Below are 17287 nucleotides of genomic sequence, written 5' to 3' on the forward strand. Positions count from 1 at the left end.
GACGCGCAAATTGTCACTCTTCGCCAGTTCGATGTTGTTGGAAGCCCGCCATGCCGGTTGATACGCACCTGAAGGATTGCCACGAAGCGTTTGGTGATCGCTTCAGTCAACTGTCAGTTGACCGTTCAGGTCTGCCGGTATTCGCAATCGAGCACGGCCTCGAAGCTGCTGCCTTGCCGGTGCTCCGTCGGCAGGTTTCCAGACAGCTGGAAATTGATCCGGATCTGACGGGTGTTGGTTGGGGTGTCAGCTACCTTCCGCTTGTCGTTATCGCGGCTGAGGTAGGATACAGATATCGTGGAACCGGGACTGATTTCTGGCCATTGCTTGCGCGAGATCTTGATCTCGATCCGCGGTCAATTTCTCCGGCAGATCTGTCGCATCTCTTCGAATTGTCGCACCGGAAATTTGGCCTTGCCCGACCCGGCGACAGTCCCTGGGAACAACATTTCCCGCATATTTCCTGGCCGATAGGCAATGCGGCAGTTCCACTTGAGGTGCAAGGGCCACTCGCGTCGGCTTTAAGAGCTGCTGTGCGGGCCGGTATTTCCTCTGACAACAAGGATACTCTTCTCGGCTACGTCCGCAATGTAGCTTCTGGGCAAGCAGGCCGACGTTTTGAGAATTGGTTACAGCGAAGCGATCTGTCGCGCGAGGTGATGACGCGACTGCTTGATCCTGCTGCAGATGGCTGGCTTACTGAAACGTTCGTCCGCCGGCTGGACGCGGACGTGCGTCGCGATGTCGAGTCGCGGCGGGCTATCGGCGAAGCGAGGCGCCTGACCGCACGAAGGTCCGGGCGGCAGGCCGATGTTCCGGCGTCAAGATTGCTGATTGCGCTCGACGGTGATCTCGTCGTCAGGCTTTCCGTAAGAGGGCCCGTCCTGACTACTGAACTTCGTGATCAGGTTGTTGCTACCCTGCGAACGCAGGGAGATGTTCTCGGGACCACCATGTCCCGGGATGTCATCCAGCTTCGTCACTTTCTGGCGGGGGGCGAGCTGGATCTCGGTACGACCGCTGATTGGCCCGCTTCACCCTTGCGGCGTGGCGATGGTGCGACAGCCCTGCCGTCACAGGCTGCACAGCTCCTGGACGGCCTGCAGCCTGAACAGACAGAATTTTTTCGGCTGGAGGGTGAAACGCAAGCAGCCATTGCACTCTTGCAGGGTGAGCAGGTCGAGCAAGATTCAAAGATCGTCAGGATCCGGAAAGAACGCGACAGCTTGTCTGTTATCCAGAGGCTTGACGCATCATCAGCAAAAGATGCCGAGATACTCAGAAAGCACGGTCGCGTTGTGCGTAGTGGCCGGCCCATCGTCTTGTCCGGATTGCCGATGGCAGGGACCAACGGTCATTTCGCAACCGGCTTTCCGTTAATGGCAAGAAAAACATTCAATCAGACTGCGCTGGTACTAGATCAGAAAGCTGCGGCAAACGACTGTCTGGCCATCGATGGATGCGAATGGGCAATATTCATGCCTGGAACCGGAGAGCATACAATAGGTCCGGAAGGTTTTGATGTGGCATCCCACGTACCGTTCTGGATCGTCGACCCGCCTGACATCGACGCGGCGAGTATTACCATCCATCCCGCCGGTGCCACGCTCACCGACTTCATGGAAGGAACATTGGAGATCCGGATCCGCGCGCCTCTTCCGCTTGAGAATGTTCCGGTCCAGATCAGACTGGTGGTGGCGGGTGAAGAGGATCTTGTATCGGAAGGCACGATAGACCGGTTGCCAGTCCACATCGCCGGACGCATGCCCCTGCTCAGGGAGCTAAGGACATCGCTGGCAAAACGAGGCATCGTGTCAGCAGCTGCAGCGCGGCTGCAGGTGCGTCTGGAGGGGGTGCTGGCGGAGCAGTTTGTGCTTCTGCCCACGACACACCTTTTCCTCTACGACGAGCACCGCCGGTCGTGGACCGACGCGCAGGATAGCGAGCGGGAGGTTGTCTCGCGGGTGGCAACGCTTTCAAATCTGTTTCCGTCAAAATCGACTGCTGCAAGTGATGAATTCACGCTGCTTCTCCCTGATAGTGAAGATTGGGGAGCTCTCGGTGCGGGCAGGATTCTGCGTGAGAAGAACCTGTTTCGTTTGGGGCAGACGGCATACGTCCAGCCCCTATCTCCTCGCACAGTAAGGGAGGCACCCTCAAGGGATGGCGTTCCCGGTCTCGATGAGATGGCAGGCGCTTATCTTGCATGGCGCCTTGCAGAGGCCGGCGATCCAGTTGCACATTGGTTGCAGCATAAGGGTGCTGACAGCCTTGAAGCCGGTCTGGTGGGTCTTCTCTGCGGGGACAGGTGGCGCCAGATCGAGGAGCGCCTGAACCTCTCAGTCCTCTCGCCTGCCGGTGCACTCTACGTCAGTGCGGAACGACACGGGCTTCTGTCCGGCGACGATCTGCCATCGGTCGTTCGCTCGGCTGATGCTGACTTTCTTGCTCGAAGGATCAGGATCCGTCTCCATCAGGCAATCCCGGATCACGAGACTGCGATAGCCGAATGGAGTGACGACCTCGGAGGCGAGCTCGATCTCGCTGTGATCGAAGCCTATGAGGATTTGCGCAAGCAAATGCTTGACGAGGGTCGCGATGCCTTCGAAGAGCCTGACATGAAGCGGGACGCGCGCACGTGGCTGCTTGCGCTCGAACGTGCGCGCGACATCCCTCGTCTGTCGATGTTCCAGGCGCTTGTCCTTCCGAACCCGAGGTGGGAGTCACTTTCCACGTTTTCTTATGAAACGGCGACCGAGGATGAGATCATCGATCTGCTCGACAGCTGCCATGTCGACGCTTTTCGCCGACCGGGACTGCGCTGGATCGGACGGCCGGAACTACGGGCAATTCTGGAACTGTGGATCTCACCACGAAGCCTTCTCGAGGCGGGAGAATGGCAGCGATATCTGGCAAAGAGCCTTTCCGACATGCAGACGGCGAGGGCGGTGCGCTACGCAGCCCTGAGGCGGAAGCTGTCAAGGCTGGATTTCCCTGAAGAAAGCCTGGCGTGATGGATCACTACCTGCGTTTTGTAAATTGCGTTCAGGCACTAAGGCGTCGAACTGAAGCGTTGGCGATCGCGATGGGAGGCGCTTTGGGTGTTGCAGCTGATCCGTTACCCCACCAGTTCGCGACGGTGCGTCGTGTGCTTTCCGATACAGATGTCCGCCACCTTCTTTCTGACGAGGTAGGCCTTGGCAAGACGGTTCAGGCGCTGATGATAATGAACGCGCTCAGATGGCAATATCCAAAGCATCGCGCTTTGATTGTCGCGCCTGATAACCTGCTCGCGCAATGGCAGGAGGAGTGCTGGATACGCGGCCATGTCATGCCAGCACTGGCAGGTGTCGCCTCTGACGAGGATTCGGAAAAGACACCGGTTTTGCTCGCAAGGCCCCGTGATCTTGTTCGTCGTCCGGGAGATGCAGAGCGGGTCGTAGAGCTCGATAGCCGTAAGTTTGATTTGCTTGTTGTTGACGAGCCGCAGACCATGCCGCGGGAGATTGTACAAACGATCTCCCAAGCTGCTGACGGGTTCCGTCAGGTACTTGTCCTTTCGGCAACCCCGAGACTGGGCGACGCAGTGTGGCGTGATCTGATCATGCGAATGGTCGAGCCGGCGGCCGCCTTCAGGGCCCGCTTTGAGGACCGCGCGATCGGAGACATACTGTCTGACCGTGAGGCTCAAGCGCATTCGCGAAGGGAGCCGGATACTTCCGGAACCTATTTGCAGTTCGCGGCAACACGAAGGGTTATCAGGAATGGCCGAGATGGCTGGGGAGCCTACCTTCCGGTAAGGCGCAACACGCAGGTCCTGATCCAGCCGCTTGCCGCGGAACGTGAACGTCATGCAATTGCTGCGGAGTTGCTTGGCAGCAATGATCGCAGCGCGGATATGCAAGGTCGCCCCTGGACGTCCGTGCGCGCTCTACAAAGAAGTGCCCGGGCAGCAAGAGATGTTCTGGCGGAAATCGCCAGCCAGGGCGGAGCACTGGGTCAGAAAGCGGAGCGTGCTCGTGCCGCATCCCTCGATGACCCCGGTGACAGCAGATTGGAGGCGTTGCTCGATCTTCTGTCCGAAGAGTGGCAAAAAGATACGACAAAAACCTTCATCATTGTTTGTGGGGACAACCCGACAATCGATATGCTGAGAACCGCCCTCCCGCGATATTTTCCTGATCTGGCGGATCGCATTAAAATTCTGAGGCGGCCGGCCACTGCAGAAACTGAGGCCGTGACGAATTTGCGTGAGGTCCAGGAAACACTCGCGCCCTTTCTGGATGGCTCGACCCGCTTGCTCCTTGTCGGAGACTGGGTGCAGGCGGGGCTGAACCTGCACCACGCGGCAAGCCGGGTCGTATTTTATTCGATCCCTTGGGAAATGGAGAGCATCGACCAGTTGATCGGACGCGTTGACCGGCTGGGATCGGCATCCAGGCGTGAGAGACGGCAAAGACAGGTTCGTATATGGCGACTTGTACACGAGGGAGCCCAAGAGGCGGCCATTGCCGATGTTGCGTCGCAGCTGGGGGTTTTCGACGCGCCATTGCCGCCGCTGTCTGATGATGAACGTAAAGGCGTGTACGAAGTCATGTCACAGGCCGCCATCCGCCGCGCTGCGCCCGCCGGGCTTGCCAGGATAAATCCTGCATCTACCGGCCTAGTCACATCCCTTCAGGATCTGGATCCGTTTACAACAGAGAACGCAATTGCCGACTTTGAAGCATGGCTAAAACGGCCTGTTGTTCAACCGGCGATGTTGAAGCGAAAGGTACAGGGACAAATCGAGAATTCGGAGGGGGCGATGCGCTCCTGGCTCGAAACCATTACCAGATCAGGTGACTTTGAAATTGGAACCAAGCCTGACAAGCAAGATCCCGATTTCTGGTTCGGAACGCTTTGGTACTATCGCCTGAACGGGAAAGGGCGCCCTGCCAATATACCGTTTACCCTTCCCGGGACCAGAGCTGAAAACTGGATGTCGGATCACCAGCCCTACATCATCCACCGTTCCCGGATACCTGCACCACCAAGGAAAACGGTAGTCACTGACACCGGGGAAGATGCCGGGCGACCTCTTCACTTTCTCGATCACGGCAGCCTGCTGCACGATGCACTGGTGGAGGGATACGTTTCGGAAGGCCAGAAGACCTTTGGGAGGGCACAGCCCGTCATTCATTCAACAGTGACGCTTCCCGAAGGACATCCGGGAAAAGGGCAACCTCCGACAATGGTCACTGTGGCAGACTTTGATCCGTTCCCGGACGAAATGCTCCCGGCGCTGTGGTCTCCCGCTGCCAGCGCGATTCGTGCGGCTGCTGTCTCTGATACCCAGCGCGACGCGCTGGCTGCCGATCGACTGTCGCTTCATTTCATGGCGCGCGCGGTTCAGCGGTGGGTTCGTCTCAATGCGCCAGCACAACTCTGCAAGGTTGCATCATCTGAGACAGCTGGAAAGTGGGCAGATGTCGCGCCTGATAAAATCGATGCCATCCTGAGGCCACTGGTGTTCGGTGCGCATGTCCAATGCGCAAAGGGGCGGACACCGGTCCGGCCGCTGTTGCGGTCCGAGATCACTGGTGCAGTGAGACGGCAGCAGATTGACGCAATGAATACCAGGATTGGGGAGCTGGATGATAAGGCCCGCACCATCATTTCCCCGCTTACTCACTCATTGCAGTCCAGATTCGCTTTTCATTGGCAGGAAGAATCCCGAAACCGTGAACTGGTGCTCGAACGAAGGAAAAGCGCGCCGATGGATGCCGGGCCGCGCGAGCTCCGGCTGGGCCAGATTGCCGCGCTGGAGCGATCTCTCGAGATGTCGCGGCTCTGCGAGCAGGAGAGTGCGAACATTCTCAGTAACTTCATGGCAATGAAGCGTTCGCCTGAGCTCGTAAGGCCTTTGACCATTGTAGTTGCGTTCGCTGAGCAGGCTTGAAAGCTGAAAGCCCACTGATCAAGTGACCCAGGCAGACAGTATTTCCTTGGTCCACCAAAGCGAGGATCTGACCTGATGACCATGCCAAGAGCCTGTTCCGCGCAGTAGAGAGGCTGATTACAACGAATCTGAGGCTCGTATCGCAGAGATGATCTACGTGCCAGGTCGCTACGTTGAAAATGGTGGTTGATAAAGCACTGTGCGATTGGCGCATTCGTCGGTTGAATCGCTGCTGGCACTTACGGCTGCCTCTTCGCTCGTGCAATGATGCCGACGAACTGGTGGTTGCGGACAGGCATTTTTTGGATAGCTCTGTGGGGAATTAATGCGTTTCTATAGGGTTTTGTTGATTGCCGCTTTCGCGAGCTGTATTTTCAGGGGCGAAATCGCGAGTGCTGATACTGCTGACGCCATTACCGAACTTCGCAACACTCCACTTTCCGCTTTCGATCTTGGGCTCTATTCACTCAAACGAGATTTGCACGAACGTTTCCGAGAACAAGGCATCGAGGTGGAGATGCCTGATAAGCGACTTCGTCAGTACGAGACTGGCGCTGGCTACAATCCGGATAGTGGCTACCTGACAGTGTATGCCATCGGATTTCCTTATCCTCCCATTCCTCCAACATGGAACTTCGCTTCGGAATGTGAGCAAGTTCTCACCCGGATGAGATTTCAACTCGGGTACGATCCAGGCGCCGGGAAACTCTACAAAGAGCCATCGATAATGATGGACCACTTCTTGGACAATTTTCGCGGGCAATTAACTGGCGATATTGCTGAAGCGACGCGAATTATCCTCATTCGGGTAGTCGATGGGCGACGCCGCGAGTGTACGGGCAGACTCATGTCTGGCGAACTGCAAGTATCAGACTGAAAAATGACCTCATTCGGGGCGCCATTAAGTGAGTCGATGGCTAAGGCGGACGTCTGACGCTCGCCTTTTCAAAAATCGGATCGGGCCATTTCCCACATTCTTCGTCAGTCTGTGCCGAGGATAGCGAGATAGCGATGAACTGGCGTTTGTCAAATACACGGGTTGACTGACCTGCCGCTGCGAAACCTGTCGGTATCTGCCCGGATTGCGGAACGCGAAGCCGGCACCGGCACGGCTGGCACAACCGCCGCCTCCAGGACTTGCCTGTTCAGGGTCAAGTTGTGAAAATCAAACTCGCACTGAACCGGTGGCAGTGTAGACACCGGAAATGCGGGCGACGAACCTTCACCGACAGGTTGCCTGAGGTTGCTTCACCCTACATGCGACGAACTGAACGGATGGCTGAGATTGTAGGCTTGATTGGCCACAGGATGGGCGGTCGCCCGGCTGAATACTTGATGCATCGGCTCGGCATGCCGGTCAGCGACGACACGATCTTGCGGCAATTGAAGCACATGAATCCGGCGTCCATGCAAAAAGACAATATTCGGGTTGTGGGCATTGATGATTGGAGCTGGCGGCATTCCTCGCGGCACGGCACGATCATGGTCGATCTCGAGCATCATTCGGTCGTCGAGCTTCTGGACGACCGCAGCGTCGAGAGCGCAAAAGCATGGTTCCAAGAACGTCCGACTATCGAGGTCGTTAGCCGAGATCGTTGTGGTCTGTATGCCCAGGCAGCCCGGGAAGGCGCGCCGCAGGCCCGCCAGGTGGCTGACCGTTTTCATCTGGTCCAAAATCTCAGGGCGGCGATCAAGGAACAGATGAGCGTTTATGGTCACGCCCATGTGAGACCCATTCTCTCCGAAGATGCTATTACCAGCGCTACGGCACAACACCGCCGAGCCCGCTTGGCGCACAGACAATTCCGTCAGGAAATATTCGACACGCTTCAAGCTTTGCGCCAGCAGGGCCTCACCTACAGCGAGATTGCAAGGCGGATACGAGCGCCGCAGCATCGCGAATTGGCTTACTTCCAACGCACCTCGAGACAGAAACCGGGCAGCATTGAATGCGACATCGCCATTGTATTTTGAAACATTTCTGGCTGAATGCTGGAAGAACGGAAACTGCAGTGGGCGCCATCTGTTTTACGATATCAAGTACCGCGGCTACACGGGCGGCCGCTCCAATCTGGAGCGCCTGTTGAAGGTCTGGCGTGAAGCCGAAAACATTCAACCCGACGACTCGCCTCCAGATGTGGATGTTTCAGAACCCGCCGCGATCCTGACACCGGCCATATGATCTCGTCTGTCGTGGCCGCAGCTTTGTGCATAAAACCGCGCGGCCTGCTGACAGATCGTCAGGCCAGAAAGGTCATTGCCTTGAAGTAGGGCTCGACAGTGTTCGCCATAATGCGTGGCTTGGCCATGCGCTTCAACGGCATCTTGCGCAGCAGGAGTTCGGAGGCACTGCATGAATGGATCGACGATGCCATTGATACCGAGCTCACGGCAATCATGCGTTTCGCCAGCGTTTTGCGCCGGGATATTGATGCCGTCAAAAATGCAATCGAACTCCCATGGAGCAACGGTCAAAGCCGAAGGGCAGATCAACCGCCTCAAGATGCTGAAGCGAGCAATGTACGGTCTCGCCGGTCCAGAGCTGATGAGGGCGAGAATGCCGCCGCTGAATCACAGAAGTTGAGGATGAACCCGATTAACTGCAAAGCGACAGGACGGAACCCGACCGGCAGCAGTCCCGGCAGCGGAAAGTGGATCTGGCGCTTCCTGTCACCTGCGACCGGCAAGCGCCGCGAAATGGGACTTGGCAGCTATCCGACGACATCCATTCGGGACGTACGGGTGAAAGCCTTTGAGGCGCGCGGCATCATCGACGTGGAAACTTATGCGGAGAGACCCGCGAGACCAGCTCGGGACCGGAGCATCATCCGCGATCGCAATGAAGACCGGGACTGCCCAGTTCGATCTCCGTTGCATCGCCGACGAGCCAGCCATCCAGTTCTGCGATGGTTGCCTCTATCTGATTGGGTTTGCGGAGGGCACACTCCCAGACCGTGGCCATGCGCCACCCGCTTGCCAGGACAGCAGAGCGAACCGCACGATCCCGCGCCACATTCGCTTCGAACTTTGCCTGCCAGAACTCTGGTCGCGTCGATGGTGTCGTGGCATAACGGCACCCTTCGTGACGATGCCAGAAGCATCCATGCACGAAGACCACCGCGCGGTGCTTGGGCAGAACCAGATCCGGTCGGCCGTGTACCTTGCCGGAATGAAGTCGGAAACGGAAACCGCGGGCGTGCAGTTCTCGTCGAAGCAGCAGTTCCGGCTTGGTGTTCTTGCCCCTTATCCCCGACATCATGCGGGACCGTGTCTGCTGATCCACGATATCGGTCATCTGCACCCTGGTCTTTGACTCCGAACGTAGTATACACCGGCTGGCTGAAACTTGTCAGGAGCCTGCCTTGCCTTCAACATTCGGCATTGTGGATCTGTTTGCCGGCCCGGGTGGGCTCGGGGAAGGATTCGCGTCTTTCGTGGAAGATGGTCATGCACCGTTCCGAATCGGCATCTCGGTCGAGAAGGAGGCCTCTGCACATCGGACCCTCACGCTGCGAGCGTTCCTGCGCGAGTACCGTATCCGCCACGGCGCCTTGCCGGACAAATTCATCCGGTTCCATGCAGGCGCGATTGCGGAACCCGACTGGTCCGAAGTCGACGCCGAAGCCTGGAAGCTCGCATGCGAGGAAGCGCGAGCACTCGAGTTGGGAACCGAGGCTGCCGCCAGCGCGATCGATTCGGCGATTGCCAGACTCAAGGCCGAATACGACGACACGGTACTGATCGGCGGCCCGCCATGTCAGGCATATTCGCTTGTGGGTCGCGCCCGATCCAGGGGCAAGGTCGGCTACGTCCCCGAGGAGGATGAACGACACTACCTGTTCCGAGAGTACATCCGCGTGCTGGACAGGCTTCGGCCAGCCGCGTTCGTCATGGAGAACGTCAAGGGGATCCTTTCCTCGACCGTGGAGAGCCGCCTCGTCTTCGAGATGCTGATGGAAGACCTGTCGTCGCTAGGCACGGGCCGTGGGCATCAGTACGAACTTCGCGCGATACGGATCGAGGACGGCAGGGCCAGCCTTCGGCCTGTGTCGCATCCATCCGACTTCATCGTCAGGGCCGAGCAGTTCGGAGTTCCACAAAGGCGCCACAGAGTGATCATTGTCGGTATAAGGTCGGATCTCGCGAAGAAGGCAGACAGTACCGGCATCGAGGTTGCAAGAACGGCGCGCACAGTCAGCGAGACGATCGGTGCCTTGCCCCCATTGCGCAGCGGAATCAGCCGTGGTGCGGACGATGCCGCAGCATGGGAACGTGAGGTGGCGGACGCGGCACTGTTTCTGGCCGGCTTGCATGAAGAGACGGGGAACGAGCCACTCCGGAATGCATTCGAGTCAGTGGCCGAGCAGATGGCGATCGATACCTCGCGCCGGAGGATCGACGGGCGACTTCCCGAAAGCTACGGCACATCCAACAACGAACTGTTGCGATGGCTGGAGCGTCCGGAGCTGCGCGCCCTCGCACAGCACGAGACACGCGGGCACATGGCATCCGATCTTGGCCGCTACCTGTTCGCCTCGGTCTTCGGAACAGTGAACGGGTACAGCCCGAAGGCTGCAGACTTTCCTCTCGCGCTAAGCCCGGACCACCGCAACTGGCACAGTGGAGTCTTCAACGACCGCTTCCGCGTGCAGATCGCAGAAGAAGCCTCGACTACCGTGACGAGCCACATATCCAAGGACGGGCACTATTTCATTCATCCGGATCCGATCCAGTGCCGCAGCCTGACCGTGCGGGAGGCCGCACGTCTTCAGACATTCCCCGACGACTACTTCTTCCTCGGAAACCGGACGCAGCAGTACGTCCAGGTCGGAAATGCGGTGCCGCCATTCTTGGCGCGCCAGATTGCAGCTCTCGTCCGGTCCGCCATCAGCTGACGGTCCGGACGGGGGTCAGATCCGCGCGCACTGCACGCGGGTGAGCACACCACTTTCCTTGAAGAACGCATCGCCCTTCCCAGTCAGTGACTCCGCGCCGGCATCATCCATGATGACACGGCTTTCCACGGAGCTCTTCACGCGCAGTGCAAGCTGCGCCGGCAGGTTCGACCTCAGGTTCGTGCTGATGACGGTGGCATCCGGCTTCTGGGTAGCGATGATGACGTGGATGCCGGCGGCGCGCGCCTTCTGCGCAAGGCGCCTCAGATGCATCTCGATCGTCTTCTTGGCCTCCGGTTCGGACGTGAGATCAGCATATTCGTCAAGCACGATGACCCGCCTCGGCAGGCGTTCCGCTGCGGGGGCCTGCGCATTGAACTCCGCAAGCGTCCTTACCCTCGAAGCCTTGAACATCTGGTAACGTTCCTGCATCTCGTCCACAGCCCGTTCCAAGATGGCAATCGCATCGTCCTCGTCCCAGCCGATCTGGCCCTCCACGTGCCGCGAGTCAGCAAGATGCTGAAGTTCGGTTCCCTTCGGATCGATCAGCTGCAGCTTGACCTCATCCGGAGTGTAGTGGGCTGTCATGCCCCCGAGAATGGTATTGAGCGCCTCGGACTTGCCACTGCCGGTAGTCCCGCCGATCAGGAGATGCGGGGAGTTCGACGACGTGAAGTCGATCGCCACGATCTTTCCGAAGCGGTCCTCGCCAAGGGGGACCGTCAGGCCCGTTTCAGGTCGCTGCCATCGAGACCAGAGATCGGCCGCATCGACGAAGTATCGATCCCTGTCCAGCTTGGGCACATCGATCGTCATGTAGCCTTCATCGATTGCAAACCGGATCTCCTGTGACGCATTGAGCCTCAGCGCGAGCTTCAGTGCGTCACTCTTCTCGATGAGCTTCTTCGGCTCGACGCCCCTGCCAGGCAGCAGCCGGAAGAGGATCGATGCCGGTCCTTCGATGGCGTGCTCGACCCCGGGCTCCGTCTTGTTGACGCTGATGCCGTACTGGCCGAACGTGTCGAGCATCAACTGGTATCTTCGATCGAGTTCCGCAGCGCCCAATCGGTTGCGGACCACGCCGACGTCCGGATCTGGCACTGTCTGTTCGGTCGGGCGCTCGGTGCGATCCGGATCTTCCGTCCTGACATCGGGATCTGAGGGCACGGGTGTCGGGAGATCGATGGCAGCTACCGCGATGTCAGGAGTGGCAGACAGGGCCGGCGGCTCGATAAAGCCTGTGTTCGGAGGCTCTGCTTCGACCGCTTCATGCACCACCGGGCCGGCAGACCTTTCGACGAGCGACCTGCCACCGGTCAAGACAATCTGTACGCGCGGGTCGGCATCATGTGTCTCGATGGTCATCTCCCGAAGATGCGAGTACTCGCAGATGGAATAGAGCCCGGCAACCTTCACCGACGAGAAATCGCCCTTCCGGAAGCGGTCCCTGATCACTTCCGAAACCCTCGAGCGGCGTGGGATTCTTCCCGATCCCGGGTCCGCCGATATACGGACTGCCTGTTCGCTGACGATGTCGACTGCCGCAAGCAGCGTCTCTCGCCAGAGCTGGCCATCAATTCGATCCGGCTCGGAATCCATCGGAAAGACGGAATCGAACATCTTCAGGCTCTTGTAGACCTGCTCCGCCCCATGCGGATCGTAGCCGGAGCGTCTCAACTTGCTTTCCAGTACCAGCAGGTCGACCGACAGGCCATCGCCCCCGAGGTTCACGGCCAGCCTGATCATGTCGGCGCGCATCGAACCTGCCGACGCGAACCACTCGGGATGCTCGTCGAGCGAGATCCAGGCGACAAAGCCTTCCTTCGTCTCGACGGGGAACTGCCGGTCGGCGATCTGACGTGCGATGCTCAATCCAAGGATTTCCTCGGTGACCCGGGAGATCCCAAGCGCGTCCAGGGTGAGCCTCGGAGAGATCTGCCTCGCCTCCTCATAGATCCTCTGGGCAAGCTTCCCTGCCTTTGCATCTGCAAGTTCGGGGCTGCCTGTCAGTGTGGCAATGCGCTTCAGCTTCCTCCTGAGTCTGTCGACCACGAACTGCCTGCCGGAGTCGGACGACACGATCAGCGTGAAGAGGCCACCGGGTCCGACGCCGTCTCGCAGGGAAAGTACTTCGGGGCGACTTTCAAGTCTTTCGATCTGCTCCCTCGTTATGTGACGTTCGACCGTTATCACCCAGTGCGAGCGTTTGTGCAGGACTCCGAAGAAGCGTGCCGTGTTGTGGAAATTGATACGGATGTCGATGAAATCGGTGGCCTCCGGACGATCCGCAGCAACTGGGTTCCGACGATCATGCCTGACCACGAGGGTCGACCAGTCCGAAAGCGCCTTGTCCGACATCCGGGGACGCAGCGAAACCCAGAGCGCCGCAGCTCCCGCCCCTGACGCAATATAGGTCGGATCATCGAGAAGGGGGTCGAACCTCCCGATCGACGCAGACTCGTCTTCCGTCTTCGCATCGGTGCTTATGTTCTCGTCAAGGAACTGCGGGACGATCGCGAGATCGCAGACAATCCTTTCGAGCGCCTCCTCCGGGTTTTCCCTAACCCTGTCCAGATCGTGCAGATTGAGCTGCACCGGTGGGAAGAGCGCAGCTCCTCCCGAAAGCCGGTTGTCCGTGTCCACCAGCTCGAGGTGCCGCGCGGCCTCATCCCGACATGCCTTTGGCGCCACGAACTCGATCGTCAGGACCAGATTCCGGAACTCGGCCCTGCGAACGCCCTGGACGATATCAGCCGGCAACGCGCTGGCAGAACTGGTGACGATGAGGATCCGCAGACCGTCGATCTTGTAGGGATGTGCGTGGAGATAGGCCGTTATCTGACGGATGACCTCGGACACAAGGCTCGCGTGGAGCCGGTCTCCTGATGCCGTTCCACCGGAAGAGGCAGCCTTCTGGAAATTCTCGGTCCACCCTCGTTCACCGTCCGCAAAGAGGACGTGTCCCTCCGGCGCCGTGTGCAGCGCAGGCTGCTGGTGGGGCGAAAGACCCTCTATCCAGTTCAGGTACAGATTCTCGTTGTGCTCGTTCAGCTTGAGGGATCCCTCGATGGAATCCGCCGCAAGCCTGGACGACTTCGTCAGATAGGCAGCAATCCACCTGAGCTTCAGCGGGTGCGACTGGAGCATGAGAACGCGATCGCCGTCGAAGCCCTGCACGCAATCGGCGTTCAGGAACTCCTGCATGCCAGTGGGGATGTCACCATCGGGAACGAAGACCTGCCGCGCTTCGGCCAGAAGAACCGACCACTGATCGAAGATGTTGTTAAGCATCTCTGCGGAAAGGCCGTCCCTTTCCGCCTCCTGCCGGAACCGGGACCGGATATCAATCAGGCGGCTGATGACCGGGTGCCCGAGCACTTCCTTCCCTATCGGTCGTGCTCTCCTGTTCGCGAAGGGAAGGACCCGGTGCGCGACTTCCTCGATCCACGCCTCGCCGCCACGATTGGAGGGAGCATGAAGCTCCATGCTCACGTCGCCCCTGTCCTCGCCGCAGACCGATATCCAGAACAGCGCAAGATACGGCAGGTCATCCGGCAACCATTCGACTGCGGTTTCGCTGTCGAGCTCCGTGCCATCCTTCGCGTTCACGAAGATGAACTCGAGAGGAAGCGGTCGCCAGACTGTTCCCTCGTCCTCCTCCGATGAGAGGTTGTCGGTCTCGTCGGCCTCGGGATCGATCTCCTTCCTCAGCGGAGGTACCGGCATCTGCCGTGTCAGACGTTCATCGACCTGAAACGAGATCGACCCCATGCCATCCGCAAGAGTTTCCTGTATCCCGACCAGCGACCGCCCGTAGAGGAAGGCGAACAGCCCGGCCGTTGGCCCGTGCTGCTCGGCGAGCGCCTGGCCAGCCCGAAGCTCGATCCTGAACTCGCCTTCCTCCCGAACGTGACGTTCCCTGAAGTCTCCCACAACGCGGGAGAGCTTTATCAGGGGGTTCTGGATCCGCTCGGCAGCGGGTGCTGCAAGCTTCTCCACCATCCGGAGGGTCTGTTTCGAAAGAAGCGCCTTCAGGGGTAACTGTCCCGCATCGTCAGGCAGGCTATCAAGGAATCTGCGGGCATCGTCGCCAGAGCGGTTGTTCAGCCCTGCTTCGACCCCCAGTTCGTCATATTCCGGCTTTCTCGAGATAGCACTGTCCGCTATTTCCTCGGCAAGCCGTTGCCCCAGTGGCAATCCCTTCACGTCCTTGCTGAATACCTGCTCGAAGATCCGATAGGGAATCCGTTCCCTTCGTGCGCGGCTCGGGCCAAGACAGTATTCGCGACATTCGTTGCGCCAGTGGGTCTGAATTTCGGAACCATGCTGGACGCCCTTTTCGTCGGCAAACTTGGTTCTGAGGCAGTCTTCGGCGACCTTTTCGGCATCAAGATCCGCCGAGGGCGATGCAGCCAGTTCGGACCGGAGGAGATTCAGGGAGAGACGCCGACCAGCGCGTCCGGTGGACTGACGCCAGCTTTCGTCGGGGAACATCTCGAGATGCACAAGACATCTGCCGACCAGCGCATCCGTTTCCTCCGGCGTCCAGATCGTCGATCCGGCAGTCACTTCCCTTGCCGCCGCCCGGACGAAGGCTGCAAACTTCCTCACCGGGACAGTGGTGCCCACACCCTTGAGCTCCGTGAGGACCTCCACAAGACGTGCACGAAGGAGCTCATTGCCCCCTGGATCAGGAGAACCAGCCACACGCAGTGCCTGACGGACGATCTCATCGGGAACCGAGAACTCCCCCTCCCTGTCGAACGTGCCATCGAGGAAGTTGACGTCCCGCAGCGTGAAGAGGTTCTTCAACCCCTGCTCGTCACTCTGGACCTTGGTCTCGATGTAGACGAGACCATGCTCGTTCCTGTTCCGATAGTAGGTAATCGAATGATGAGTGTCAGCTCTGAAGTCCGCCGGGAAATCCTCGTGAGAATCGCTGGCGACCAGGAGACGCACGAGGCCGAGATTGCGCCCTGATGCTTCGCTCTGCCAAGTGTGGATGAACTCGAGCGCTTCGTCCTTCGTCAGGTTCTTCAGTCTGAAGGAGTTTCGCTCTGATCCGCCATTGAGTGAGAGGCTTCTTGCAACGATCTCGAACGCCGTGCCTGCAATAATCTTTTCGGTTTCGCTCATTTCGTGATCCGGTTACGAAGCTGTTCTTTGGCTGACCATGCGTGTGGCGTCGGAATACTGGGTCACAAGTCCGGCCGCGATCATCTGAAGCGCCAGCTGGGCCTCGTTCTCTTCGAAGATGCTGGCATCGATCGAGTTCACCAGACCCGAGGCTTCCGCTGCGGTGCGGCCAACGGCGATTCCGAGACGATTATAAAGGATTTCGGTCGCGAACCTCTCGAACGGGAGCTCCCCACCTGTGGGGATTGTCGCAAGCACAATCATCTCGAGGGCATCGACAGAAAAGGTGAAGTGCTTTCTTCCCCTCCAGCTGTTGAGAAATCCGTTCGCCGACGCCGTGGCCCAGAAGAAGCTGCGGATCTTGTTCCGCTGGGGTGGCGTAATGCCTGTCCCCACAGCAGTGACGATGTTGCCGAGCACTTCCTGCAGGCAGCGCTGGGAAACCCGCCGCAATTGCGGACTGCCTGCCCCGCAGTCACAGATGATCGGACTATCCTCGAGATCAAGGATCTGTCGGGCGCGCCGATTCTGCATGAGGACTAGCCAGAAGCCGGTCCAGCCCATGACGGCGCGGACCTTCGCAACCGAAGTCGCATCCCGCTGCTCGAGGATGTTGACGATGCCATCGCGGTAGACATCCTCGAAATCGTCCAGGTTGGCCCGCGTGTGCCGTTCGATCTCGTCGACAACGGGCTGACTGTCCATCCTGCTCTGTCCGTTGATGAACTCCGCAAGGAGCTCCAGAGGGCTCCCTGCCGTTGCCGAGTACAGCTGCCGGAAACCATCCCTGACCCGCTTCAGCCGCGCTTCGTCGGGGTCGGATCTCAGGATCCTGAATACCAGAGCTCCTCCACCCCGAAGGTAGAGGCGCTCGAGACGGACCTGACCGTGGCGCTCGCGCGCGTCCCAGTGGATGAGCGATGGAGTGTAGGGAAAGAAGTGCGCCCTCGACCACTTGGGTTCGGTCGTTCCGTTCGGGATGTCCAGCTGCAGGCAGCGAAGCAATTCCCGCAGGGTCTCTTCCGCGACAGGGTCGTCGAGCAGCACGTCGTGTCTGCGCGGATCATCCTTGAAGCCTCCGTCCCAGACAAGCCGTCGCCCGAAATCGTGCGAGCGGCGGATGATCCTGACCTGTTCCCCGGTCGGGAGGAGCTCGTCGTCAGGACCGCAGTAGACAAGGTTCAGCAGCTCGAGGCCGGGATAGTGTCCTGCCGCATCGAAATCCAGGACACCTCCGAAAAGCTGGCGGGAAACATCCGGCCCCTTCAGGGGCTTCATATTCGCACCATCATGCATGGACAGGCTCATCCTTCCT

General features: G+C 59.1%; 7 protein-coding genes and 1 pseudogene. 5 read left to right on the forward strand and 3 right to left on the reverse strand.

The genetic code is table 11. The features are described from left to right. The first annotated feature begins 50 nt into the window (after nucleotides 1–50). From ASD02_RS07260 to ASD02_RS07275, 4 genes and pseudogenes are all read left to right on the forward strand, one after another. Nucleotides 51–3014: a hypothetical protein gene (locus tag ASD02_RS07260; protein WP_156408371.1), complete on the forward strand. Its 2964-nt coding sequence runs from the start codon at nucleotides 51–53 to the stop codon at nucleotides 3012–3014. Beyond that, on the forward strand, nucleotides 3014–5941 hold the full coding sequence (locus ASD02_RS07265; RefSeq protein ID WP_057220416.1) for an SNF2-related protein: 2928 nt from the start codon (nucleotides 3014–3016) through the stop codon (nucleotides 5939–5941). Before ASD02_RS07260 ends, ASD02_RS07265 begins: the two co-directional genes overlap by 1 nt. 325 nt (nucleotides 5942–6266) lie before the next feature. Beyond that, nucleotides 6267–6818 (forward strand): hypothetical protein, encoded by a 552-nt coding sequence (locus tag ASD02_RS07270; RefSeq protein ID WP_057220417.1) that lies wholly within the window; start codon nucleotides 6267–6269, stop codon nucleotides 6816–6818. 194 nt (nucleotides 6819–7012) lie between these two features. Further along, nucleotides 7013–8525: pseudogene (locus ASD02_RS07275) on the forward strand (ISL3 family transposase). A gap of 240 nt (nucleotides 8526–8765) precedes the next feature. On the opposite strand, the gene ASD02_RS07280 reads toward ASD02_RS07275, so the two are convergent. Next, the gene (locus tag ASD02_RS07280; protein WP_057220418.1) at nucleotides 8766–9236 is read right to left on the reverse strand and encodes a very short patch repair endonuclease; all 471 of its coding nucleotides are present in this window, start codon (nucleotides 9234–9236) and stop codon (nucleotides 8766–8768) included. 88 nt (nucleotides 9237–9324) lie between these two features. On the opposite strand from ASD02_RS07280, the gene ASD02_RS07285 reads away from it, so the two are divergent. Then, entirely contained in the window at nucleotides 9325–10836 is a 1512-nt protein-coding gene (locus ASD02_RS07285) for a DNA cytosine methyltransferase (RefSeq protein ID WP_244494187.1), read from the forward strand. A gap of 15 nt (nucleotides 10837–10851) precedes the next feature. Here the strand turns inward: ASD02_RS07285 and ASD02_RS07290 are convergent, their stop codons facing one another. Both ASD02_RS07290 and ASD02_RS07295 read right to left on the reverse strand, forming a co-directional pair. Next, nucleotides 10852–15972: an FtsK/SpoIIIE domain-containing protein gene (locus ASD02_RS07290; protein WP_057220420.1), complete on the reverse strand. Its 5121-nt coding sequence runs from the start codon at nucleotides 15970–15972 to the stop codon at nucleotides 10852–10854. Between the two features lie 12 nt (nucleotides 15973–15984). Then, nucleotides 15985–17268, reverse strand: coding sequence for a hypothetical protein (locus tag ASD02_RS07295; RefSeq protein WP_156408372.1), 1284 nt, complete (start codon nucleotides 17266–17268; stop codon nucleotides 15985–15987). Nucleotides 17269–17287: the final 19 nt, after the last annotated feature.

This window comes from Ensifer sp. Root1252 (genome assembly GCF_001425885.1).
Lineage (GTDB): Bacteria > Pseudomonadota > Alphaproteobacteria > Rhizobiales > Rhizobiaceae > Ensifer > Ensifer canadensis.